This window comes from Marivita sp., assembly GCF_048006345.1.
Taxonomy (GTDB): Bacteria; Pseudomonadota; Alphaproteobacteria; order Rhodobacterales; family Rhodobacteraceae; genus Marivita.
This window is the reverse complement of the sequence record NZ_CP180351.1, coordinates 4,169,074-4,190,649: the sequence shown is the minus strand read 5'-3', so window position 1 is coordinate 4,190,649 and position 21,576 is coordinate 4,169,074. Positions and strand designations below refer to the sequence as shown.

Below are 21,576 nucleotides of genomic sequence, written 5' to 3'. Positions count from 1 at the left end.
GGGGCAAGCCCTTTCGAAAGGAGTTTCGAAAATCCTCGGCCCTACCCCTGCTGGACACGCAAGCGAGATGCGCGACGGGTCTGAACCTGACGGCGGATGAAGGCCAGGATGAAGAGCGCGCTGAGGATCAGGATGATGGTCGGTGCAGGAGCGCTGTCGAGGAAGAAGCTCAGGTAGGTGCCCAGCAGCATCGCCGCGATGTTCACCCCGACCGCGACCCAGAGCATCGCCTTGAACTGTCGCACCAACAGGAAGGCAATCGCCCCCGGCGCGATCAAAAGACCAATGGCAAGGATCAGTCCGGCCGCAGAAAGCGTGGCCACGATGGTCAGCGACAGGGCTGTCAACATCCCGTAATGCAGCGCATTGACCCAAAGGCCCGAGGCTTGTGCTTGCGCGGGATCGAAGCTGTGCAACAGCCAGTCCTTCCACTTGAGCATCAGCACCCCGGCAACCAGCGCCGAGATGATACCAGCGGTCCAAAGCTCGTGCGGCTCGACCCCCAGCATGTTGCCGAACAGGATGTGATCGAGATGGGCGTTCGTTTCGACCGAGACATAGAGCACGATCCCAAGGCCGAACATGCCCGAGAACACCACGCCCATCACCGTGTCCTCTTTGACCCGGCTGTTGGTGGACAGATAGCCCGTCGCAAGCGCGCAAGTCATGCCCGCGGCAAACGCTCCGATGATGAGCGGAATCCCCAGAATGTAGGCCAGCACGATCCCCGGCAGGACAGCGTGGCTCACCGCGTCGCCCATCAGCGCCCAGCCTTTGAGCACCAGAAAGCAGGAGAGCAGCGCGGTGGGCACCGCCACCATCATCGAGATGAGGAAGGCATTTTGCATAAATGCAAAGCGGAAGGGCAAAAGGAGTGCTTCAACGTCCATCATGCACCGCCTTTTGCAGGATCAGCCTGAACAAGGCTGTCTTTCGGCCCATCGCGCAACGCGGCTTCGGCCTTGCGCCGCGCGGCCAGCAGGCCGTGCTGTGGTGCAAGGACAAAGACAACGAGGAAGATCAGCGTTTGCAGGCAGACGATGATGCCGCCCGTCGCGCCGTCGAGGAAGTAGCTGATATAGGCCCCGGTGAAGCTGGTCACCGACCCGATCAGCACCGAGGTCACGATCAGGCGCGGGAACCGGTCGCAAAGCAGGTAGGCGGTGGCCCCCGGCGTCACCACCATGGCGATCACGAGGAACGCGCCAACGGTCTGCATCGCGGCCACGACAGAGGCCGAGAGCAGAACGAAGAACACCGCCTTGAGCAGTTGCGGACGCAAGCCAATGGTGCGGGCGTGGTTCTCGTCAAAGAAGGTGACCATGAGGTCCTTCCACTTGAGCATCAGCACGGCCAGAGACACGAAGCCGATGATGGCCAGTTGAGCCGTGTCTTCGGGTGTGATGGCGAGGATGTTGCCCATGGTGATGGTCTGCACCGAGACCGACATCGGATTCACGGACACCATGAACAGGCCCAGTCCGAAGAACGAAGTGAAGATCAACCCGATGATCACGTCTGGTTTCAGCCCCGAGCGTTCCGACAAAAACAGCATCGCTCCTGCCGCCAGACCGCCTGCAATGAAGGCCCCCAGAGCGAACGGCAGGCCAAGGATGTAAGCGCCCGCCACGCCCGGCACGACCGAATGCGCCAGCGCGTCGCCGATCAGGGACCAGCCCTTGAGCATCAGATAAGCCGAAAGGAACGCACAGACAGCGCCGACCAGCGCGGAAACCCACACGGCGTTGACCATGTAATTGTAGCTGAAAGGTTCAAGCAGCAGGCCGATCACGGCTTGGACTCCGTCACCTGGGTCTTGTCGCCGTATTGAACCAGCGGGCGTTCATCGTCGGTGAAGATGGTGATCGCGCGGGCGTCCTCGTCGTCATGCAGCGCATCGCCGGCCAAGGTGAAGTGGCGGAGAACGCCGCCGAAGGCACGTTCAAGGTTCTCGCGGGTGAACGTGGTCTCAGTCGGCCCGTAGCTGAGCACGGTGCCTTTGACCAACACGGTCCGGTCGCAGAATTCCGGCACCGAACCAAGGTTATAAGTCGAGACCAGCATCACCCGGCCTTCGTCACGGAGTTCGCGCAGGAGCGCGATGATCTGGTCTTCGGTCTTGACGTCCACGCCGGTGAACGGCTCATCCAGCAGGATCACCTGCCCGTCTTGCGCCAGCGCACGGGCCAGGAACACGCGTTTGCGCTGGCCGCCGGAGAGCTCGCCAATCTGGCGATGGCGGAATTCGGTCATGTTCACTCGGGCCAGCGCCTGATCAACCGCATCATGATCTGCGGCTTTGGGACGGCGCAGAAACCCCATCTTGCCATAGCGGCCCATCATCACAACGTCTTCGACCAGCACCGGGAAGGCCCAGTCGACCTCTTCGGATTGCGGCACATAGGCGACCAAGTTCTTCGCAAGCGCCTCTTTCACGGTCATGCCAAGGATACGAATCTCGCCTTTGGCGGCGGGCACAAAGCCCATGATTGCCTTGAAAAGCGTGGACTTACCCGCGCCATTGATGCCCACCAGCGCGGTCACGGTGCCGCGCGGGATTTCGAAACTGGCGTTCCAGAGCGCGGTGTGACCGTTGCGATATGTGACGGTCACGTCCCGTGCCGAAAGACCGTCCTTGCCTGTGCTTTGCGTTGTCTTGGTCGTCTGGCTCTGCTCATCGAGCATGGCGTGTCCTTGGTGCTGCAGGCCTTTGGCCTGTCGGTGCTGCAGGCGAAAGGCCTGACATGGGTGCGCCCGCAGCCTTGCAGCTGCGGGCCTTCTTGTCCGGTTCGGCGCCACCTAGTTGCTGACGGCGGTGGTCAGCCCTTCGGCAACGGTGCGGGTCGTCACGGTCAGAAGGTCAAGGTAGGTCGGCACCGGACCGCCTTCCTCGCTCAACGAATCGACATAGAGCACACCGCCATAGGTGACACCCGTTTCGCGCGCGACCTGTTCCGCCGGGGCGGTGTTGACCGTGCTTTCACAGAAGACCACCGGAATATTGTTTTCGCGGACCCCGTCGATCACCGCACGCACCTGTTGTGGCGTGCCGTTCTGATCGGCATTCATCGGCCAGAGATACAGTTCTTTCAGCCCCATGTCGCGGGCAAGGTAACTGAACGCACCTTCACAGGTCACAAGCCAGCGCTGATCTTCGGGGATGTCCGCCACCGCCGCGCGCAGCGGCTCTATCGTGGCGCGCAATTCGCCTTTGTAGCGTTCGGCGTTCGCAGCATAGATTGCGGCATTGTCCGGGTCTGCTTCCGAAAAGGCCTTGGTGATATTGTCGATATAGATCAGAGCGTTATCCAGACCCATCCAGGCATGCGGGTTGGGCTTGCCTTCGTAGCTGCCAGACGAGATCGAAATCGGGTCGATGCCATCGCTGAGCGTCACCGACGGCACATCGTCCATATTGGCGATGAATTGTTCGAACCACAGTTCGAGGTTCAGACCGTTCCATAGGATCAGATCGGCGTCATAGGCGCGCACGATGTCCTGTGGGGTCGGTTCGTAGCCATGGATTTCGGCCCCCGGCTTGGTGATCGACACCACTTCGGCCGCATCCCCCGCCACATTTGCCGCCATATCGGCCAGAACGGTGAAGGTGGTGACCACTTTCATCTTCTCATCTGCTGCTGCCGCACTGGCCACGGCACACAATACCCCAGCCGACATGATGGCTGCGAAGCTTCGTTTCATGCTTGACCCTCCGTGTTGAGTATGTCTGCTAGTTTTTGAAAATGCAAATCACTCGCAATTAGGTAGGCGCAAGAAACCCCCTTGCAAGGCCTCCACGACAAAATCGGCGCTTTCCGCCGCCAAACGGATGCTTGGTTTAGTCTTCATTTTCTGGATATCAGTGGTGAGCCGTGCAGGATTCGAACCTGCGACCCACTGATTAAAAGTCAGTTGCTCTACCAACTGAGCTAACGGCCCACTGGCGGGCTATCTAGAAAGAGGGCGGAGTGCGGTCAACCCCCAAAACGGCACAATTCCAAGCTATCTTCCAGAATGCCGCAGCGGTGCGGTTGGCGCGGTCTGGAAAGATGTACCCGACAGGCGTATATGCGCGGCCATGATGACCAACGGCACCCGCGATATCGCCTTCATGAAAATGCATGGCCTCGGCAATGATTTTGTCGTGCTTGATGCGCGTGTGCAGCCTGTAGGCATGACCTCGGCACTGGCGCAGGCGATTGGGGATCGGCACCGAGGCGTGGGATTCGACCAGCTTGCGGTGATCGAAGCGGGCGAAGACGGCGCACATGCGCGGTTGGTGTTTTACAATTCCGATGGATCGACAGCCGGCGCCTGTGGCAATGCCACGCGCTGCATTGCGCGGCACCTCATGGACGAAACGGGCCTGTCGGAGGTTGTTTTGCTCACCGAACGCGGACGTCTGATCGCGCAGGATGCCGGGGGCGGGCTGACCTCCGTGAACATGGGGCAGCCACAGTTGTGCTGGGACGAGGTGCCGCTCGCGCGCGAGATGGACACGCTCGAATTGCCCATCGACGGCGCGCCGACGGCGACAGGCATGGGCAACCCGCATTGTACGTTCTTTGTCGAGGACGCCGAATCGGTCGACCTTGCCGCGCGCGGAGCCGAGATCGAGCATCATCCGCTTTATCCGCAGCGCACCAATGTGCAGTTCGCCAGCGTCATCGGACCCGACCATCTTCGGATGCGGGTCTGGGAGCGCGGGGTGGGTGTCACGCTCGCCTCGGGGTCGTCCTCCTGCGCCACGGCGGTTGCGGCGGCACGGCGGGGGCTGACCGGGCGGCGCGTGAGCATCGACCTTGATGGCGGGCGGATTGAGATCGACTGGCGCGAGGATGGCGTCTGGATGACCGGGCCAACCGCGCATGTGTTCTCCGGAACCTTCACGGCGGACTGGCTGGAGCGCGTGTCGTGAGCGCACCCAAGTTCACCACATTGGGCTGTCGCCTGAACGCCTATGAGACCGAGGCGATGAAAGACCTTGCCGCGCAGGCGGGGCTTGAGAATGCCGTTGTGGTCAACACCTGCGCCGTGACCGCTGAAGCGGTGCGAAAGGCGCGGCAGGAGATCCGCAAGCTGCGTCGGGACAACCCAAACGCCAAGCTGATCGTGACCGGCTGTGCGGCACAGACCGAACCCGAGACTTTTGCCCGGATGGCCGAGGTCGATGCGGTAATCGGCAATACAGAAAAGATGACACCGGACACCTGGAAAGGTCTGGCGGCCGATTTCATCGGTGAGACCGAAGCGGTGCAGGTCAACGACATCATGTCCGTGACGGAAACCGCGCAACATCTGATCGACGGCTTTGGCACGCGGTCCCGCGCCTATGTTCAGGTGCAGAATGGTTGTGACCACCGCTGCACCTTCTGCATCATTCCCTATGGTCGCGGCAATTCGCGATCTGTTCCTGCAGGCGTAATCGTGGACCAGATCAAGCGGCTGGTGGACAAGGGCTTTAATGAGGTGGTGCTGACCGGGGTCGATCTGACGTCCTGGGGGGCAGACCTGCCTGCACAGCCGAAGCTGGGTGATCTGGTGATGCGCATCCTCAAGCTGGTGCCGGATCTGCCGCGGCTGCGGATCAGTTCGATCGACAGCATCGAGGTTGACGAGAACCTGATGCAGGCCATCGCCACGGAACCGCGTTTGATGCCGCATCTGCATCTGAGCCTTCAGCATGGCGACGACCTGATCCTGAAGCGGATGAAACGCCGTCACCTGCGCGACGACGCCATCCGTTTTGCGGAAGAGGCACGCAAACTGCGTCCCGACATGACTTTTGGCGCAGACATCATCGCCGGGTTCCCGACCGAGACCGAGGCGCATTTCGAGAATTCGCTGAAACTGGTCGAAGAGTGCAGCCTGACATGGTTGCACGTCTTCCCCTATTCGCCGCGCGAAGGCACTCCGGCGGCCCGGATGCCGCAGGTGGACGGGCGCGCGATCAAGGAGCGGGCCGCGCGGTTGCGGGCGGCCGGTGAGGCCGCCGTCTCGCGCCATCTGATCGCGCAGCAGGGACGCACCCACAGCGTGTTGATGGAAGCGCCCGACATGGGGCGGACCGAGCAGTTCACCGAAGTCCGGTTTTCGGAAGAACAGCCTGTGGGACAGATCGTGCGCGCGACCATTACCGGGCAGCACGGGCATCAACTCGTTGCCTGATCGGGGCGGGCGTTTGCGTCACCGCAAACGGTCGATGCGTCGATGCATCGGCCCTGCTCACAACCGCGGGAAAAATACGCGCGACCAATTGCACCGCTTCAACAATTCGGCCAAAACCTCGGAATGAGTGATCAATCCCGCGCGCTGTGCGTCCACCTCCTGACCGCGACCGGAGCCGTTTTTGCCATGCTGGCCTTGCTGGCAGCGGCGCAGGAAAAATGGTCCATCATGTTCCTGTGGCTGGTTGTGGCCTTTGCGGTCGATGGCATCGACGGCCCCTTGGCCCGGAAATACGATGTGAAAACATACGCACCGCGCTTTGACGGGGTGCTGCTCGACCTGATCATCGACTATCTCACTTACGTTTTCATTCCGGCTTTTGCCCTGTTCCAATCCGGTTTGCTTCCCGGTTGGACAGGATGGTTTGCGATCATCGTGATCACCTTCGCCTCGGCCATGTATTTCGCCGACAGCCGGATGAAGACTTCGGACAATTCGTTTCAAGGCTTTCCCGGATGCTGGAACATGGTGGTCCTGGTGTTGTTCGCCATCGAGCCGAATTTCTGGGTGTCCTTAACGATGGTCGCTGTGCTGGCGGTGGCCATGTTCCTGCCGCTAAAGTTCATCCATCCGGTGCGTACCGAACGCTGGCGCAGCGTGTCGCTGCCGATTGCGCTGGCGTGGACGTTCTTTGCAGGCTGGGCCGCATGGGTCGATTTCCACCCGGAAAGCTGGGCGCATTGGGGGCTGATTGCCACGTCGCTTTACCTGATCCTTGTCGGGATCGTTCAGCAGATTGTACCGATACGCAACCAGTGATTGCCTTCGGCTAAAAAGCTGAGCATGGCTTGACCATGTTCGTGCCCAAAGCCCCAAACCCACTTCTTGCCGCGCTGTTGACGTTGCTGGCTTCGGCATTCGTCGCTGGAACGACCTTGCTGGCAAAGATGCTGGGAACAGATGTGCTGGGGCCTGCGCTCAATCCGTTGCAGATTAGCCAGGGGCGGTTCATCTTTGCCTTTCTCGCCTTTGGCCTTGCCGCGTTGGTGATGCGATTGCACTTCACTCAAATCGCGTGGAAGACCCATACGCTGCGGGTCGCGTTCGGCTGGGGTGGCGTCACGCTGATGTTCGCGGCAGCGGCGTTTATCCCGCTGTCGGATGCCACCGCGATCAGTTTTCTGAACCCGGTGATCGGGATGCTTCTGGCGATCCCATTGCTGGGAGAGCGCGTTGGGCCAGTTCGATTGTCGGCGGCGGCGATTGCTTTGATCGGTGCGATGATCCTGTTGCGCCCGACACCGGAAGCGTTCCAGCCTGCAGCGCTGTTGGCGGTTGGCGCAGCCCTGTCGCTTGGGTTCGAGGTGATCGTGATCAAGCGGCTGACCGGGCGCGAGGGGCCGCTGCAAATCCTGCTGATCAACAACGTGATTGGTGTTGGCATCGCGTCTGCAGCTGCTGCCTGGGTGTGGATCGCACCAACACCGCAGCAATGGATGGCGCTGGCGGGGATCGGGCTTTTGATGGCGTCGGCGCAAACCTGCTTCATCAATGCCATCTCCCGGGCCGACGCCAGCTTTGTCGGGCCGTTCTTTTACGCGACGCTGGTCTTTGCCGCGCTTTACGATTTTCTGGTCTTCGGCGTGCGCCCCGATGCGGTGTCCGTCATCGGGACGCTGATCATCCTGTGCGGCGCAGGTCTATTGATGTGGCGCGAAGGCCGGATCAGGCCTTCAGCCGGTAGCCCCGTCGGAAAAATACCCACGCCGTCAGATTGATCGCGACTGTGCTGACGACCGCGATCACCGCGCCCAGGATCGGGCTGCTGTCCGAGACCCCGATCATGCCCCAGCGCGCCCCGTCGATCAGGTAGAAGATCGGGTTGGCATGAGTGATGTCGTACATCACCGGCGGCAGCGCCTCAACCGAGTAGAAGGTGCCCGACAGGAAGGCCAGCGGGGTCACGACGAAATTGGTGATCGCCGCCATCTGATCGAACTTTTCCGCATAGATGCCTGCGACCATGCCGATACCGGAGAGCAACGCCGCACCAACGGTGACAAAGAACAACGCCGTCAGCGGATGCTGTGGCACCAGGCCCAAGAACACCCAAAGAGCCACGGCTATGGCGACAGCAACCATCAGCCCGCGCGCAACGCCTCCGGCAAGGTATCCCAGCACCAATTCACCCGCCGAAAGCGGCGGCATCAGTGTGTCGACGATATTGCCCTGCACCTTGGACACCACGATCGAGGATGAGGTGTTGGCAAAGGCGTTCTGGATCACTGTCATCATCAGGATACCCGGCGCAATGAAGGTCGTGAAGTCGACCCCCATCACCTCACCCCGACGGGGGCCGATGGCGATGGTGAAGATCAGCATGAAGAGGCCCGCCGTCACCAAAGGTGCAAGCAGGGTTTGTGTCCAGACATTGAGGAACCGCAGGATTTCACGTTGCCCCAATGTGTACAAACCCAGCCAGTTCACCCGGCCAAAGCGGCGTTCGTTCGCAATCATCTGTCCAGCCTGCTGCATTGAAGCCCTCTTGCCTGTCGGTTCGGGTTGTAACTCGCCCGCGCATGATTAGAATAGGGAGCGACTTAGAGATTTCGGGCGGCCAACGCAAACGGCCGCTCTTTTTGATGGAGGGCACGATGTCCTGGACCGATGAACGCGTAGAGCTGTTGAAGAAGATGTGGGGCGAAGGCCAGTCGGCCAGCCAGATCGCCAAGGAGCTTGGTGGTGTGACCCGCAACGCCGTGATCGGGAAAGTGCATCGTCTGGGCTTGTCGAACCGTGCTGGCGCTGCCGGCCCAGCGGCCAAGCCCGAGGCGAAACCCGCACCGAAGGCCGAAGCACCGAAGCCAAAGGCCGCGGCGCCAAAGCCCGCCCCGGCACCAAAGCCTGAAGAACCCGAGGTTGTGATGGAAACGAAATCCGCAACGCCGCCGCCCAGCCCGCGTCGCCAGATCATTCCAGCCGGTCAGCCCCTGCCGCCGCAGCCTTCGGCCAACGAGATCAGCCCCGAGGCCCTGGCCAAGGTGAACGCGGTCGAGAAGAAGGCCAAGAAGCTCACGCTGATGGAATTGACCGAGAAGACCTGCAAATGGCCGGTGGGCGATCCCGCGACACCGAATTTCTGGTTCTGCGGTCTGCCGGTACAACAGGGCAAACCCTATTGCGAGGCGCATGTCGGTGTTGCGTTCCAACCCATGAGCTCGCGCCGTGACCGTCGGCGGTAAGGCGTTTAACGATATCAGGCAGGAAGGGGCGGTTTGACCGCCCTTTTTCTTTGGGCGCGTGGCTACCAGAACTCCGGATTGTTCAAAGCGGGCGCGCAGGTCGATGGTCCGGAAAGCGGTGACAATTCGGCGTCTGTCAGGGATTGCGCGATCCAGCCTTGGGGCATGTTGAGTGGTTGCGGCGCAGGAACGGTGTGGGTGCTGACCGGCGCAAACCCGACCCGACCGTAGAAGTTCGGATCGCCATAGGTCACGGCAACCTGCACGCCTTCGTCGCGCAGTGCGTTCAAGGCATGGGTCAGAAGCTTTTGACCCACGCCCTTGCCCTGATGTTCGGTTGCGACGGCCATGGGCGACAGCAGGAACGCGACGCGCGGGTCATTCGCAAAGCGCAGCCGAGTGAAGATTGCGCAGCCGCAGAGGGTGTCCGTGTCTTCCGCCGTAAAGACGCGCAGATCATCCGCCAGTGTCGTGGTCAGAAGGTCATTGGACAGCGCGTGGATCAACGCACCTTCGTCTGCGCCTTCGGACGCGGTGAAAGTGTCCTTGAACAATCGGGCGATCTGGTCGTTCCGTCCACCTTGGTCTTGAGTGATCTGCATGGCTGTGAACCTCAAGGTTATAGGGTCATCCGGCGCATACCAGATCGACCGCCGTGATTCCATCCGCGCGTCCAATGCTTTGTGGGTCGTTCTTGTTCAGCAGGTTTGATCAAGTCTCACTCTGGCTCCAAGGGAATACGTCGGGCCAGCAAGGCCAGCACCCCCCAAACCAAGAGACCAACGAGAGCAAAACCGCCCAGCACGCGGGCCAGATCAGCGAAGGGCATCTCTCCTACATCACTGACATTGCGCGAGGCCAACCAAAGGCTTGCCGCAAAGACAATCCGTCCCGCAAAACTCTGAAGTGACAGGTAGGTGGCACGCATCCCATCGGTCAGCAGAGGCTGTGTTCGGGCTAGAATGAACGGCCGGGACAGCGAATCCGGCACCATGCGAATAAACAGGAAGGCGATGACAAGCGGGCTTTGGCTGAGCGCGAGGACCGCGCAGAGTAGCACCTGCAATGCGAAAGCAAGGAGCAGAGTGGCTGCCAACCCGATGCGCTGGCGGATCGCCGGTGCGGCAAATGACGCGGCCACCGACACTGCCATCATAATGGTCGTCACCACACCACTGACCAAAGGTGCTTCGCCAGACAGGCCCATCTGATCGAGGGCTTTCAGGATAAACGGTTGACCGAACACGAACGGCACATGCGAGAACCCGTACATCACGACGCTGAGTGCAAAAAGCCAAAGCAAGACCGGGTTCCGGAATGCCGCAGCGATGGCCGGACCGATGGCTGTTGGCACAGGCGGTGTGTCAGGATCAGCCTGCGAGTCGCGCAGCCGAGTCGCCAGCAGCAGCATCGCCACAAAGGCGAGGCCCGAAAGAACAAAGGGCAGGACAGGCAGAGCGCGCGCCATAAGCCCGCCGGTGACCGCCGACACCATCAGAGCCGCGAAGGTAAACCGCCAAAGGCGCAATTCGTACTGTTCGACGTCGTGCTCCCGCCCTTCGACGGCAAGCGTTTCGTAGAGCAACGAACTGTCGGTGCCGGACGCAAAAGCCATCGACGCGCCCAGAAACAACTGCGCCAGGACGAAGACGGCAAAGCTGCCCCCTACGGAAAAACAGACCATCGCGGCGATCCCTGCGACCGCTGACGCGATCAGCGTCACACGGCGGCCGACGCGGTCTGACATGTACCCGGACGGCACTTCGAACAGGGTCGTGCAGATGTCGTAGATTGCATAGAGCAGCACCGCTTCGGCTGCCGATAACGTGCCTTGCAGATATAAGAACCACGTCGCCTGCCAGAACAACAGGTTCTGGGCGAACTTCATCCAAGGCAGGATGGTCAGGTTGCGGGACAGGTTTTGCGGTGCGATGGGGTTTGCTCGGTTGCTGTTTGTGCGACCGGACCATGTGACCTTCGATTTGGCAAGCGATGTGGTGCGGATTGTCAGCACGCTGGCTGCAATCTACCCTTCCCCAAGGATGTGCAAATCTCTATATGCCGCGCATGTCCCAGAACCCGCCTTCTCTCCGCCCCGACCTTGCGCCTGCCGCGCGGTTTTCCGATGCGCCCCGTGCGGGTCAGCCGACTATCGGCATGGTCTCGCTTGGCTGCCCCAAGGCGCTGGTGGACAGCGAACGGATTTTGACGCGCCTGCGGGCCGAAGGCTATGGGATCAGCCCCGACTATTCCGGCGCTGACGCGGTGATCGTGAACACCTGCGGATTTCTCGACAGTGCCAAGGCAGAAAGCCTTGAGGCGATTGGCGAAGCGCTGGCGGAGAATGGGCGCGTGATCGTGACCGGCTGTCTGGGGGCGGAACCGGAGTATATCACTGGCGCGCATCCCAAGGTGCTGGCCGTGACGGGCCCGCATCAATACGAACAGGTGCTGGACGCGGTGCACAAAGCCGTGCCGCCCGATCCCGATCCGTTCATCGACCTGCTGCCTGCATCAGGCGTGAAGCTGACGCCGCGCCATTACAGCTATCTGAAAATTTCGGAAGGCTGCAATCACAAGTGCAAGTTCTGCATCATCCCGGACATGCGCGGGCTGCTGACGTCCCGCCCGGCCAAGGCGGTGCTGCGCGAAGCGGAAAAGCTTGTCGAGAGCGGCGTGCGCGAATTGCTGGTGATCAGCCAGGACACCTCGGCCTATGGCACCGACTGGAAGGACCGGGACGAGAAGTTCCCGATCCTGTCTTTGGCGCGTGATCTGGGGGCTTTGGGCGCGTGGGTGCGGATGCACTACGTCTACCCTTACCCGCATGTGCGCGAATTGGTGCCGTTGATGGCGGATGGTCTGGTGCTGCCATACCTCGACATTCCGTTCCAGCACGCCCATCCCGATACGCTGAAACGCATGGCCCGCCCCGCGGCGGCTGCACGGACGCTGGACGAAATCGCGGCATGGCGCGACATCTGCCCGGACATCACCCTGCGGTCGACCTTTATCGTCGGTTATCCCGGTGAGACCGAGGAGGAGTTCCAGACGCTGCTGGACTGGCTGGACGAGGCGCAGCTGGATCGCGTCGGGTGCTTCCAATACGAGAACGTCGCTGGCGCCCGGTCGAATGCTTTGCCGGATCATGTTTCCGACGAGGTCAAACAAGAGCGCTGGGACCGGTTCATGGAAAAGGCGCAGGCGATTTCCGAGGCCAAACTGGCGGCCAAGGTCGGCCAGCGGTTGGATGTGATCATCGACGATATCGACGACGAGGGCATCGCCACCTGCCGCACCAAATCAGATGCGCCCGAGATCGACGGCAATCTGTTTATCAACTCCGGCACCGAAGGATTGAGCGTTGGTGAGATCGTGTCGGTCGAGGTAGACGAAGCTGGCGAATATGATCTGTGGGGTCGGCGCGTCTGATGCGTTGACGCATCAGACCGTTTCCGTTGACGGAAACGGCCCACCGGGGTTGCCAGCGTCGTCTTTAGGCTTAGCTGTGGGTCATGTCAGAGACACACCAAACCCGCGTGCTTTACAACGACCAGTGCCCGGTCTGTTCCTTCGAGATCAATCACTATGCGGCCTATTCCAAACGCGAAGGGTTGCCGATCCGGTTCGATGACCTGAACGGTCCAGACCGTGCGGCCTGGGGGATTGACGAAGATACCGCTGCGCGGCGGCTTTACGTACTGCGCGACGGGGAATTGACCAGCGGCATTCCGGCTTTCCTTGTCCTGTGGCGCGACATGCCCCGGTATCGGTGGCTGGCGCGGGTTGTCGGACTGCCGGGCATCAGGCAGGTCGCATCAATGGTGTATGACCACGTTCTGGCACCGCTGATCTATCGGTGGCACCTGCGCCGCAAGGCCCGACGCGCTACCCAATCAGGATAACGATCCAAGCCACCCCTGCGGCAATAGCGGCAACCGCTACACCTGCGCTGCCGGCATCCTTGGCACGTTTGGCGATCGGGTGGTCTTCGGTCGAGATGTAATCGACCGCATCCTCGATGGCGGTGTTGAGCAGCTCGGCTGCGAGCACAAGAATGCCCAAAGCCAGGATCAAGGCGCGCTCTGCCGGAGCCAAAGGCAGGATCAGCGCCAGAGTCGCCGAGATCAGGTTGGCCCAGACCCAACTGCGGAAACTATGCTCCGTCCGCCAAGTCGCCACCACACCGTCCCAAGACCAGATGCACCGCAGCTTCAAGCGTCTGAAAAACTCCATGGCGGGACCTACCTGTTATCGAGATAGTGGCGGACGCAGTCCTGCACATGGCGGAACCGGTCCCCGCCCAGATGCTTGCCGCCATACCAGCGGGTTACGACGATCACATGGTCCGTCAGGCCTTCACGTTCCAGCATTTGCAGGATGATCTGACTCGCCCCACCTTCGCCGTCGTCATTCTTGAGAGGCGTGCCATCCGAGAACACCACCGCCCAAGTGTTATGGGTGGCCTTGGCGTATTTCTTGGCGCGTTTGAGGGTCTTGAGAAATCCGTCCACATCGGAACGACTGACCGCAGGACCACCGCTTACCGCGTATTTGGACCCACGATCCGAGATGACACCTTCAAATTGTCTCATCTTCCAGATGCAGTTTCATGTCGACCAGCACCTGTTGCAGGGCAAGGGTTTCGCGCAGAAGGCGGCGCGCTTCGTTGGCGCTGATGACACCATCCGCGATGGATTGATGATATTCCGACATAAGCATGGCAAAGCGTTGGCTCAGCGCGACCACATCGGAATTCACGCCGCCTTTCTTGGCGTCATTGTCGCGGCGCTGATCGAAGGACAGCGAAATCCCGTTCAGTTCGGCCAGCGCAGAGGTGACATGCGGATAACTGGAGGCCTGTTCGAGGGCGGCAACAGCATCGACCGGGATGAACCGATCCGCATGTTCGTCGTGATCGGCGTAGTACCGGCCAAGGGTCGCTTTGGATTTGCCCGTCAGTTCGCAGGCTTTTTCGATGCCCACATCCTTGACCAGCAATTCGGTGTGCTTTTTCAGATATGGTCCAAATGACGGCATGGCAGCCCCCTCGTTACCCGGCAGAGATGGGAAGATTTGCGCTTCTTTCCCCTGACTTTGATCGTAACGCAATGGCACATGTGTTCCAGACCTGAATTAGTCGGTCGTCAAGGCACACCGGGCACAGTGCCAAAGCTGGTCCGGTTTCAGGATGCGCAGTCACTTCGCCGATACAGGCAGGACCTTTTCGAGGTCATGCCACCACTCACGGAATCGGCAACGGCGCATCCTGAGCACGCCTCTCTTGCGCGCCCTGTCCGGTTGGGGCATGTGGCAGATCATGGCGAAGCTCTATTTCAACTACTCCACCATGAACGCAGGCAAATCGACCCTGCTGCTTCAGGCTGCGCACAATTACGAAGAGCGCGGCATGTCGGTGTACCGCATGACAGCGGCATTCGATGACCGGGCCGGGATGGGCAAGATCGGTTCGCGCATCGGGTTTGCCCGTGAGGCGGAGACGTTTTCGCCCACGGACGATCTGTTTCAGCGGATCGAAGAGGTCATGGAAAAGACCGAATTGGCCTGCATCTTTATCGACGAAGCGCAGTTCCTGACGCCAGAGCAGGTTTGGCAACTCGCCCGTGTCGCGGATGATCTGGGCGTGCCGGTGATGGCTTACGGGCTGCGCGTCGATTTCCAGGGACAGCTGTTTCCCGGCTCCGCGACCCTGCTGGCGCTGGCGGATTCGCTGCGCGAGGTGCGCACGATCTGCCATTGCGGACGCAAGGCGACAATGGTGGTGCGCAAGGATGACCAGGGCAATGTTCTGACGGAAGGCGCGCAGGTGCAGATCGGCGGAAACGAGACCTATGTCAGCCTCTGCCGCAAACATTGGCGGCAGGAAACCGGTTCGCTTTAGACCCAAAAAGTTCCGTCACGGAGAAAAAATATTCCGTGGAACATCCTGTCCCAGCCTTGGTTGTGTCTTCAGAAGCAACACAATCCAGGAGGATATCATGAACAAGCTTTTTGCAAGCGCACTCGCCCTGACCGTCGCAACCACCGGTGCATGGGCTGGCAGCCATACGTCCGGTGAAATGACAACGGAAAACGCGACAACCGGCATGACGGACACCACGATGGCGGACAACATGTCGATGGATGATCCGGCTAACCTGATCCGCACCCGCGACATCACTGGCGGTACGATCTACACGACCAACGCCGCCAATGACGAAGGCTGGTCGATGGACACGATCCACACCGAAGTCGGTGCCAACTGGAACGACATCGGCGAGATCGAGGACATCGTTCTCAACAAGAGCGGCCAGATGATTGGCATCGTGGCCGAGATCGGTGGCTTCCTCGACATCGCGGACAAACACGTGATGATCCCGGTGTCCGACGTGAATCTCGTGGCTGTTGACGACCGCAGCTATGCCTTCGTGACCAAGTTCAGCGAAGAAGAGCTGGAGCAGATGGAGTCGGTCGACGAAGGCTTCTGGAACTGATCCTGCCTTTGACGATCTACTGCGAAGAGGGCCAATTGGCCCTCTTTTTCTATGCGCGTTCGATCAACACTGACCCGACCGAATAGCCTGCCCCAAACGAGCAGATCACGCCGCGGTCACCCGGTTGCATGTCGTCCGAGTATTTCGAAAAGGCGATGATCGACCCGGCTGAGGACGTATTGGCATAGTCCTGCAGGATGTTTGGCTGTTCCCCCGGCTCAGGCGTCCGACCTAGAACCTTCTTCCCGATAAAATCGTTCATCGTCTTGTTGGCCTGATGCAGCCACAACCGCCTGAGGCTGTCCGCACCCCAGCCTTCATCTTCCAAGTGGCCCAGGATATGCGCCGAGACCATCGGCAGCACTTCCTTGAACACCTTGCGCCCGTTCTGCATGAACTGCATGTCACGGCGATCTTCCATCTGGTCCCGTGTTCGGCGCAAAAAGCCATTGTTGTTGCGGATGTTGTTCGAGAACTCGGTGGCGCAGCGGGTGCCATGAATGGTGAAATGCGCGCCCTTGGCATTGGCCTGAGGCTCGATCACCACGGCTGTCGCCACGTCGCCAAAGATGAAGTGACAGTCCCGGTCGCGCCATTCGAGGTGGGCCGAACAGATCTCCGGGTTTACGACAATCGCACATTTGACCGAGCCAGACCGCACCATGTCAGCGGCGGCCTGAATACCGAACGTGGCCGAGGAACAGGCCACGTTCATGTCAAAGGCAAAGCCGCCTGCCCCGATCAGGCTCTGGATTTCGACCGCCACCGCAGGATAGGCGCGTTCGTGGTTTGATGCTGCGCAGATCACAAGATCAACCTCTGACGCATCGCGTCCCGCCTGCGCCAGCGCCTTGGTGATCGCATCAACCGCCATTTCCGCCATGATTGACGGCTCTTCATCAGACCGCGCGCGCAGGTGCGGGAACATGCGATTGGGGTCGAGAACACCGGCCTTGTCCATGACGAAGCGCTGTTCGATCCCCGATGCCGAAACGATGAAATCAGCGCTGGAATGGGGGACAGGTTCCATCTCGCCAGAGGCAATCGCGTCTGCGTTTTCGGCATTGATCCGGTCGGCATAGGCGTTGAAGGCCACCACAAGTTCATCATTGGTGATGATGTTCTCCGGGGTGAACACACCGCTTCCGGTGATGGCGGGCTGGATCATGGCAACGGTCCTTTTTGCGTGCAGAGACCAGACTTCACCCACGCCCCGGGGTCAAGTGCGACGCTGCGCAATGGCAAAGCCTTTCACGCGGATCGAAGAACCGCTGGGGTCAAACGGCGTTTGGCAGGGGCTGACCGTTGGCAAAGGCAATTGCATTGTCGACCGCCATCAGCCCCATTGCCGTGCGCACTTCAAGCGCGGCAGTGCCCAGATGCGGCAGGAGCGTGACATTCTCCATGTCGATCAGCGCCTGCGGCACCTTTGGTTCGAACTCGTACACATCAAGCCCCGCGCCAGCGATCCGCCCCTGGGAGAGTGCAGAAATCAAATCGGCCTCGTTGACCACGTCCCCGCGCGCGATGTTCACCAGATGCGCATGGGGCTGCATGGCGTTCAGGACCGATGCGTTGATCAGATGGTGGGTCTCTGCCCCGCCGGGAACGGCAACCACAAGCACGTCCACCTGCGCGGCAAGCTCGGCCAGTTCGGCCACCTGTTCCGCCGGGAACGGCATCTCTTTCGGGGATCGGTTGTAGAACTTGACCGCCATGCCAAATCCAAAATGCGCGCGCTGTGAGATGGCCTGACCGATGCGGCCCATACCCACGACGCCCAGCGTCTTGCCAGACATGTGCAGCCCCAATAGCTGCGTCGGATGCCAGCCGTGCCACTGCCCTGCACGCAGCATGCGTTCGCCCTCACCAGCACGGCGGCAGGTCATCAGCATCAGCGTCAGGGCAATGTCGGCGGTCGCATCGGTGACAGCGCCAGGCGTATTGGTCACCTCGATGCCAGCGGCGCGCGCCGCGGCTGCGTCGATATGGTTGTACCCCACCCCGAAATTCGCCAGCAGCTTGGTTCGCTTTTCCGGCACCGCATCAAAGATGTCCGCACGATAGGCATCGCCAAGCGTGGGCAACACAACGTCATACTCCGAAAGGCTCTGGATCAGCTCGTCCCGGTTGAGTGGCGCGGTGTTGTCGCGCACGCTGACGTCAAACACCCCCCGAGCCTTGTCCAAGACAGGATCGGGAAGTTTGCGGGTGATCAGAAGGTTCAACACAGGCGCGCTCCGTTCGGGGTGTCTTTGTCGGGCACAGCCAGAACGATGGCTTCGCCCGCGTCATAAAACCCGAGGACAAGCGCCTCGGACATGAAAGGGCCGATCTGGCGTGGCGGGAAATTGACGACGCCCATCACCTTTTTTCCGACCAGCGCTTCGGGGTCGTAATGCACCGTGATCTGGGCCGAGGATTTCTTGACGCCGATCTCATCACCGTAATCGACCCAGAGCTTGATCGCCGGCTTACGCGCCTCCGGGAAAGGTTCCGCCTGAATGACGGTGCCGACCCGGATATCCACCTTCATGAAATCGTCGAATGTGATCTGGTCAGCCATTGGCCAATTCCTTGGACCGCTTGGTTGCCGCGGCGATGGTCTTGGCGACCAGAGGCGGCAGACCGGTCTCTTCGTCCATCAGCACGTTCAACCCGGCCTGTGTGGTGCCATTAGGGCTGGTGACGTTGACGCGCAACTGTCTTGGCGTTTCCTGTGCCTGCATCGCCAAAGCGCCGGATCCAGCGACCGTGGCCTTGGCCAGCGTCATCGAAAGCGTGGGGTCCAGCCCCTGCGCTTCACCTGCACGGGCTAGACACTCGATCAGGTGGAACACGTAAGCCGGGCCAGAACCACTCAGCCCGGTGACCGCATCCATCTGGTCTTCGGTCTCAAGACGCACCGTCTGACCGATCGCGGACAGCAGCGTTTCCGCCATCTGCAACTGATCTTCGGTCACACGCGCATTGCCGATGATGGCGGTGATCCCTTGCTTGACGGCGGCAGGCGTGTTGGGAATGGACCGGATCACCGGCGTCTGATCCCCCAGCATGTCTTCGAACGTGGCGATGGTGATACCCGCCGCGACCGACAGGAAGAGCGTATCACCATTGCCCAACGGCGCCAGCGTCGGAAGCGCGTCGCGCATGATCTGCGGCTTGACGGCGACCAGCACGATGGCCGGGCTTTCCGGCAAATCCGTATTGAGATGTACGCCTTGCGCCTGCACCCAGTCGGAGGGATTGGGATCATTCACCCAAACCGAAGCAGCAGGCAATCCCCCGGCGAGCCAGCCTTCAAGCATGGCCGACCCCATCTTGCCACAGCCCAAAAGAACAAGGCCGCGTTTTGCGATGTCGGAATTTTGCATAATGCCCCCACGTATTTCTGCGTCGGGGGCCAGTGTTACGCGCGGCCGTAGGCCTCTGCAATGGCGACCTCGAGCGCATCTTTCGGCACACGGTTGCCCCAGACCAGAAGCTGGAAGGCCGGGTAATAGCGCTCTGCACTCATGACGGCGCAATTGATCATCGTGTCGATCTGTTCGGCGCTGGCGACATTGCCGCCTGCAAGGACCAGACCATAACGATAAACCATCAGCTTGGCCTCGGCCCAGTACGTGAATGCCCCTGCCCAGCACTGATCGTTGACAAGGTTCAAACCTTCATACAGCGCCGGCATCCGCTCGGCGGGCGGGTCCATGTCGAAAGTGCAGATCAGACGAAGAGTTTCGTCGTAAGGCGACCAGGCCAGAGTGATCGAATATGTGCGCCATTGCCCCTCGACCGCCATCGCGATCTGGTCTTCCGCAATGCGGTCGAAATCCCAATCGTGGTGGTTGGCGATGGTCTCAACGATATCGATCGGGTGGATGTCGTCTTCAAGATACTGTTCGGACAGGGCCATGATGCCGCCTCCTGTTGCCTGTGCGGAAAGGTGGGCTTTGCCCTACCTTTCGGTGCCTGCTCTAGGGGATGCGTTGATGTTCCGTCCCCCTACAACATATGCTGCATGGCAAGTGAGGTCGCGTAAAGCGAATTTTCGATGACACGCACAATAAGTTGTGGAGAAGTCTACAAGATGTTGTGGACGCGAATAGTGCCACAATCTGTGGATAAAATCACCGGAAAAATCGTGCAACGCGCCGCGACAGCCGCAACTGCTGCGAAAACGCGTCAAAGCGTGCTTCTGCTCCCAGGTTCCGCGTGGCAGCGCTGCTGTCCAAAATTTGGGCACATGCGGTCAGAACTCCGACACTGAGCCGCTTCTCTGGTTCAAAAATACTTCGGGGGAGTCGCCCAAGGGGCGACGGGGGCAGCGCCCCCCTTTTTCGGAAACGAAAAAGGACGATGCGTTGTCGCATCGTCCCTCCGTCGGATTGGCGAAGCCAATTCGAAACTGACGTCAGTTCAGCGACGTCATGAAGTCGTTCACCTCGGTGAGCGAGATGTATTTCTGCTCTTCGATGCCACCTTCCGAGAAAGTCCATGTCACGGCAGGCGCAGACACATCACCGTTCTTGTCGAACTGCACATTGCCCGTGGCACCTTGGTAAGACACGGTGCCACCACCATCGAGAACCTCTTTCGCCAATGTAAAGCCGGCAGCATCCGCAGTGACCGGTGTGCCGTTCGGATCGGTGATCGAGCTGATCTTGGCGGCGATATCCGCCCCTTTCGCATCTTTGCCCGCCGCATGCATGGCCATGAGGGCGATCATGGTGGCGTCATAGCTGTTGGCCAGACCCGGACCATTGGGCGGGCCGTCGAACTTTGCTGTATAGGCCGCAACAAAGGCATCCGCAGATTCAGTGCGCGGCGAAGCGGTGTCGGTGCCGGTGAAGTTGCCGAGGAACTGCATGCCGACATTGTCGCGGAACTCGTCCGATTTGAGAGCGTTGGCCGCGATCATGTTCTGCGTCCCGCCAAGCGAGATCCACTCACGGACGACCTGCGTGCCTTCCTTCGGATAAAGCGCCATGTAGATCGCCTCGGGATTGCCCTTGAGCGCTTCTGTGACTTCGGCGCGGAACGACGCTTGACCGTCGTTGATCGCGATGGAGGCGGTAACGTCGATGCCCAGCGCTTTCAGATCGTCGGCTACCAGACCGCCGATGTCCTGTCCCCAATCGTCGTTCTTGTAGAACACGGCCACCGACTTGTAGCCCGCATCACGCGCCACCATGGCACCGACAGCGGCCTGCACGCCAGAAGTGGCGAAGGTGCGGTAGAAAAGACCGTTGGTCTTGCCCTCTTCGGCCAGACGGGTGAACGCGGTCGAGGATGAACAGCAGGACATCTGCATGACACCGGCGGGCACCGTGACCGAGGTCAGGATGGGCATGGACACACCCGAGGACACTGCGCCCAGCAGCAGCTGCACGCCATCCAGATCGACCAGCGCCTTGGCCGCATCGACGCCCACTTTGGGGTCGACCTGCGTGTCGCGCAGCACCATTTCGATCTGGCAGCCTGCAACGCCACCGGTTTCGTTGGCGATGTCCACCGCATATTGCGCGGTGGCAGCAATCGGTTTGCCCCAATCAACCGAGGTCGGCAGCACTGCCCCGATCTTGGTTGTGCAGTCCTGTGCGGCTGCGTCCGTGCCAAGGCTGGCAAACCCGGCAGCAAGGCCCAATGCGAGAGCCGAAGTTTTAAGTCCGTTCATT

Annotated in this window: 25 protein-coding genes and 1 tRNA gene; 9 read left to right on the top strand and 17 right to left on the bottom strand. The window is 60.4% G+C overall.

Annotated elements, in window-relative coordinates; all coding sequences use genetic code 11:
• Positions 1-41 precede the first annotated feature (41 nt).
• The 5 genes from ACMVPR_RS20395 to ACMVPR_RS20375 form a co-directional block, all read right to left on the bottom strand.
• Complete coding sequence (locus ACMVPR_RS20395) at positions 42-893, bottom strand: metal ABC transporter permease (RefSeq protein WP_416884353.1); 852 nt, start codon at positions 891-893, stop codon at positions 42-44.
• Entirely contained in the window at positions 890-1,789 is a 900-nt protein-coding gene (locus tag ACMVPR_RS20390) for a metal ABC transporter permease (RefSeq protein WP_416884688.1), read from the bottom strand. Before ACMVPR_RS20390 ends, ACMVPR_RS20395 begins: the two co-directional genes overlap by 4 nt.
• Complete coding sequence (locus tag ACMVPR_RS20385; protein ID WP_416884352.1) at positions 1,789-2,685, bottom strand: manganese/iron ABC transporter ATP-binding protein; 897 nt, start codon at positions 2,683-2,685, stop codon at positions 1,789-1,791. The genes ACMVPR_RS20390 and ACMVPR_RS20385 overlap by 1 nt, the downstream gene beginning before the upstream one ends.
• A gap of 114 nt (positions 2,686-2,799) precedes the next feature.
• Positions 2,800-3,678 carry a metal ABC transporter substrate-binding protein gene (locus tag ACMVPR_RS20380; RefSeq protein WP_416884687.1) on the bottom strand — a complete coding sequence of 293 codons (879 nt, stop codon included), beginning with the start codon at positions 3,676-3,678 and terminating at the stop codon, positions 2,800-2,802.
• Between the two features lie 185 nt (positions 3,679-3,863).
• A tRNA-Lys gene (locus ACMVPR_RS20375) sits at positions 3,864-3,939 on the bottom strand.
• A 139-nt stretch (positions 3,940-4,078) separates the two neighbouring features.
• Here ACMVPR_RS20375 and dapF point away from each other — a divergent pair.
• The 4 genes from dapF to ACMVPR_RS20355 all read left to right on the top strand — a co-directional run bounded on the left by dapF (position 4,079) and on the right by ACMVPR_RS20355 (position 7,946).
• Positions 4,079-4,918, top strand: coding sequence for a diaminopimelate epimerase (dapF, locus tag ACMVPR_RS20370; RefSeq protein ID WP_416884351.1), 840 nt, complete (start codon positions 4,079-4,081; stop codon positions 4,916-4,918).
• Complete coding sequence (gene mtaB / locus ACMVPR_RS20365) at positions 4,915-6,168, top strand: tRNA (N(6)-L-threonylcarbamoyladenosine(37)-C(2))-methylthiotransferase MtaB (protein WP_416884350.1); 1,254 nt, start codon at positions 4,915-4,917, stop codon at positions 6,166-6,168. Before dapF ends, mtaB begins: the two co-directional genes overlap by 4 nt.
• Before the next feature lie 123 nt (positions 6,169-6,291).
• On the top strand, positions 6,292-6,987 hold the full coding sequence (locus tag ACMVPR_RS20360; RefSeq protein ID WP_416884349.1) for a CDP-alcohol phosphatidyltransferase family protein: 696 nt from the start codon (positions 6,292-6,294) through the stop codon (positions 6,985-6,987).
• Positions 6,988-7,022: 35 nt separating this feature from the next.
• Positions 7,023-7,946 (top strand): DMT family transporter, encoded by a 924-nt coding sequence (locus ACMVPR_RS20355; protein ID WP_416884348.1) that lies wholly within the window; start codon positions 7,023-7,025, stop codon positions 7,944-7,946.
• Here the strand turns inward: ACMVPR_RS20355 and ACMVPR_RS20350 are convergent.
• Entirely contained in the window at positions 7,894-8,703 is an 810-nt protein-coding gene (locus ACMVPR_RS20350) for an ABC transporter permease (protein ID WP_416884347.1), read from the bottom strand. The genes ACMVPR_RS20355 and ACMVPR_RS20350 overlap by 53 nt on opposite strands.
• 119 nt (positions 8,704-8,822) lie before the next feature.
• Here ACMVPR_RS20350 and ACMVPR_RS20345 point away from each other — a divergent pair, with 119 nt between their 5' ends.
• The gene (locus ACMVPR_RS20345; RefSeq protein WP_292268566.1) at positions 8,823-9,410 is read left to right on the top strand and encodes a GcrA family cell cycle regulator; all 588 of its coding nucleotides are present in this window, start codon (positions 8,823-8,825) and stop codon (positions 9,408-9,410) included.
• A gap of 62 nt (positions 9,411-9,472) precedes the next feature.
• On the opposite strand, the gene ACMVPR_RS20340 is transcribed toward ACMVPR_RS20345, so the two are convergent.
• The gene (locus tag ACMVPR_RS20340; protein WP_416884346.1) at positions 9,473-10,012 is read right to left on the bottom strand and encodes a GNAT family N-acetyltransferase; all 540 of its coding nucleotides are present in this window, start codon (positions 10,010-10,012) and stop codon (positions 9,473-9,475) included.
• A 116-nt stretch (positions 10,013-10,128) separates the two neighbouring features.
• Complete coding sequence (locus tag ACMVPR_RS20335; protein ID WP_416884345.1) at positions 10,129-11,424, bottom strand: MFS transporter; 1,296 nt, start codon at positions 11,422-11,424, stop codon at positions 10,129-10,131.
• 44 nt (positions 11,425-11,468) lie between these two features.
• On the opposite strand from ACMVPR_RS20335, the gene rimO reads away from it, so the two are divergent.
• Entirely contained in the window at positions 11,469-12,842 is a 1,374-nt protein-coding gene (rimO, locus tag ACMVPR_RS20330; protein WP_416884344.1) for a 30S ribosomal protein S12 methylthiotransferase RimO, read from the top strand.
• An 83-nt stretch (positions 12,843-12,925) separates the two neighbouring features.
• Positions 12,926-13,315 (top strand): thiol-disulfide oxidoreductase DCC family protein, encoded by a 390-nt coding sequence (locus tag ACMVPR_RS20325; RefSeq protein ID WP_416884343.1) that lies wholly within the window; start codon positions 12,926-12,928, stop codon positions 13,313-13,315.
• On the opposite strand, the gene ACMVPR_RS20320 is transcribed toward ACMVPR_RS20325, so the two are convergent.
• Genes ACMVPR_RS20320 through ACMVPR_RS20310 form a run of 3 tightly spaced genes read right to left on the bottom strand, consistent with a single transcriptional unit; the run spans position 13,299 to position 14,450 of the window.
• A complete protein-coding gene (locus tag ACMVPR_RS20320) occupies positions 13,299-13,646 on the bottom strand; it encodes a diacylglycerol kinase (protein WP_292268561.1) in 348 nt (115 codons plus the stop codon). The two genes, ACMVPR_RS20325 and ACMVPR_RS20320, sit on opposite strands and share 17 nt — an antisense overlap.
• Positions 13,647-13,654: 8 nt before the next feature.
• Positions 13,655-14,005: a YigZ family protein gene (locus ACMVPR_RS20315; protein WP_416884342.1), complete on the bottom strand. Its 351-nt coding sequence runs from the start codon at positions 14,003-14,005 to the stop codon at positions 13,655-13,657.
• On the bottom strand, positions 13,992-14,450 hold the full coding sequence (locus ACMVPR_RS20310) for a hypothetical protein (protein ID WP_292268559.1): 459 nt from the start codon (positions 14,448-14,450) through the stop codon (positions 13,992-13,994). The genes ACMVPR_RS20315 and ACMVPR_RS20310 overlap by 14 nt, the downstream gene beginning before the upstream one ends.
• Positions 14,451-14,730: 280 nt before the next feature.
• On the opposite strand from ACMVPR_RS20310, the gene ACMVPR_RS20305 reads away from it, so the two are divergent.
• Positions 14,731-15,312: a thymidine kinase gene (locus tag ACMVPR_RS20305; protein ID WP_416884341.1), complete on the top strand. Its 582-nt coding sequence runs from the start codon at positions 14,731-14,733 to the stop codon at positions 15,310-15,312.
• 97 nt (positions 15,313-15,409) lie between these two features.
• Positions 15,410-15,904 carry a PRC-barrel domain-containing protein gene (locus tag ACMVPR_RS20300; RefSeq protein ID WP_416884340.1) on the top strand — a complete coding sequence of 165 codons (495 nt, stop codon included), beginning with the start codon at positions 15,410-15,412 and terminating at the stop codon, positions 15,902-15,904.
• A gap of 49 nt (positions 15,905-15,953) precedes the next feature.
• Here ACMVPR_RS20300 and ACMVPR_RS20295 read toward each other — a convergent pair whose 3' ends face one another.
• The 6 genes from ACMVPR_RS20295 to ACMVPR_RS20270 form a co-directional block, all read right to left on the bottom strand.
• A complete protein-coding gene (locus tag ACMVPR_RS20295) occupies positions 15,954-17,072 on the bottom strand; it encodes a beta-ketoacyl-ACP synthase III (protein ID WP_416884339.1) in 1,119 nt (372 codons plus the stop codon).
• A 109-nt stretch (positions 17,073-17,181) separates the two neighbouring features.
• Positions 17,182-18,132 carry a 2-hydroxyacid dehydrogenase gene (locus ACMVPR_RS20290; protein ID WP_416884686.1) on the bottom strand — a complete coding sequence of 317 codons (951 nt, stop codon included), beginning with the start codon at positions 18,130-18,132 and terminating at the stop codon, positions 17,182-17,184.
• On the bottom strand, positions 18,129-18,470 hold the full coding sequence (locus ACMVPR_RS20285) for a tRNA-binding protein (RefSeq protein WP_416884338.1): 342 nt from the start codon (positions 18,468-18,470) through the stop codon (positions 18,129-18,131). The genes ACMVPR_RS20290 and ACMVPR_RS20285 overlap by 4 nt, the downstream gene beginning before the upstream one ends.
• Positions 18,463-19,278 (bottom strand): pyrroline-5-carboxylate reductase, encoded by an 816-nt coding sequence (gene proC / locus ACMVPR_RS20280; RefSeq protein WP_416884337.1) that lies wholly within the window; start codon positions 19,276-19,278, stop codon positions 18,463-18,465. The genes ACMVPR_RS20285 and proC overlap by 8 nt, the downstream gene beginning before the upstream one ends.
• A 35-nt stretch (positions 19,279-19,313) precedes the next feature.
• Positions 19,314-19,814 (bottom strand): YbjN domain-containing protein, encoded by a 501-nt coding sequence (locus tag ACMVPR_RS20275; RefSeq protein ID WP_416884336.1) that lies wholly within the window; start codon positions 19,812-19,814, stop codon positions 19,314-19,316.
• A gap of 498 nt (positions 19,815-20,312) precedes the next feature.
• On the bottom strand, positions 20,313-21,575 hold the full coding sequence (locus ACMVPR_RS20270) for an ABC transporter substrate-binding protein (RefSeq protein WP_292267711.1): 1,263 nt from the start codon (positions 21,573-21,575) through the stop codon (positions 20,313-20,315).
• Position 21,576 lies beyond the last annotated feature (1 nt).

Coding starts and splice junctions, on each gene's coding strand:
- ACMVPR_RS20325 (WP_416884343.1), top strand. CDS start 12,926: ATGTCAGAGACACACCAAACCCGCGTGCTTTACAACGACCAGTGCCCG.
- ACMVPR_RS20275 (WP_416884336.1), bottom strand. CDS start 19,814: ATGGCCCTGTCCGAACAGTATCTTGAAGACGACATCCACCCGATCGAT.
- rimO (WP_416884344.1), top strand. CDS start 11,469: ATGCCGCGCATGTCCCAGAACCCGCCTTCTCTCCGCCCCGACCTTGCG.
- ACMVPR_RS20295 (WP_416884339.1), bottom strand. CDS start 17,072: ATGATCCAGCCCGCCATCACCGGAAGCGGTGTGTTCACCCCGGAGAAC.
- ACMVPR_RS20320 (WP_292268561.1), bottom strand. CDS start 13,646: ATGGAGTTTTTCAGACGCTTGAAGCTGCGGTGCATCTGGTCTTGGGAC.
- ACMVPR_RS20360 (WP_416884349.1), top strand. CDS start 6,292: ATGAGTGATCAATCCCGCGCGCTGTGCGTCCACCTCCTGACCGCGACC.
- ACMVPR_RS20305 (WP_416884341.1), top strand. CDS start 14,731: ATGGCGAAGCTCTATTTCAACTACTCCACCATGAACGCAGGCAAATCG.
- ACMVPR_RS20380 (WP_416884687.1), bottom strand. CDS start 3,678: ATGTCGGCTGGGGTATTGTGTGCCGTGGCCAGTGCGGCAGCAGCAGAT.
- ACMVPR_RS20340 (WP_416884346.1), bottom strand. CDS start 10,012: ATGCAGATCACTCAAGACCAAGGTGGACGGAACGACCAGATCGCCCGA.
- ACMVPR_RS20270 (WP_292267711.1), bottom strand. CDS start 21,575: ATGAACGGACTTAAAACTTCGGCTCTCGCATTGGGCCTTGCTGCCGGG.
- dapF (WP_416884351.1), top strand. CDS start 4,079: ATGATGACCAACGGCACCCGCGATATCGCCTTCATGAAAATGCATGGC.
- ACMVPR_RS20345 (WP_292268566.1), top strand. CDS start 8,823: ATGTCCTGGACCGATGAACGCGTAGAGCTGTTGAAGAAGATGTGGGGC.
- ACMVPR_RS20310 (WP_292268559.1), bottom strand. CDS start 14,450: ATGCCGTCATTTGGACCATATCTGAAAAAGCACACCGAATTGCTGGTC.
- ACMVPR_RS20300 (WP_416884340.1), top strand. CDS start 15,410: ATGAACAAGCTTTTTGCAAGCGCACTCGCCCTGACCGTCGCAACCACC.
- ACMVPR_RS20350 (WP_416884347.1), bottom strand. CDS start 8,703: ATGCAGCAGGCTGGACAGATGATTGCGAACGAACGCCGCTTTGGCCGG.
- ACMVPR_RS20395 (WP_416884353.1), bottom strand. CDS start 893: ATGATGGACGTTGAAGCACTCCTTTTGCCCTTCCGCTTTGCATTTATG.
- ACMVPR_RS20315 (WP_416884342.1), bottom strand. CDS start 14,005: ATGAGACAATTTGAAGGTGTCATCTCGGATCGTGGGTCCAAATACGCG.
- proC (WP_416884337.1), bottom strand. CDS start 19,278: ATGCAAAATTCCGACATCGCAAAACGCGGCCTTGTTCTTTTGGGCTGT.
- ACMVPR_RS20355 (WP_416884348.1), top strand. CDS start 7,023: ATGTTCGTGCCCAAAGCCCCAAACCCACTTCTTGCCGCGCTGTTGACG.
- ACMVPR_RS20285 (WP_416884338.1), bottom strand. CDS start 18,470: ATGGCTGACCAGATCACATTCGACGATTTCATGAAGGTGGATATCCGG.
- ACMVPR_RS20385 (WP_416884352.1), bottom strand. CDS start 2,685: ATGCTCGATGAGCAGAGCCAGACGACCAAGACAACGCAAAGCACAGGC.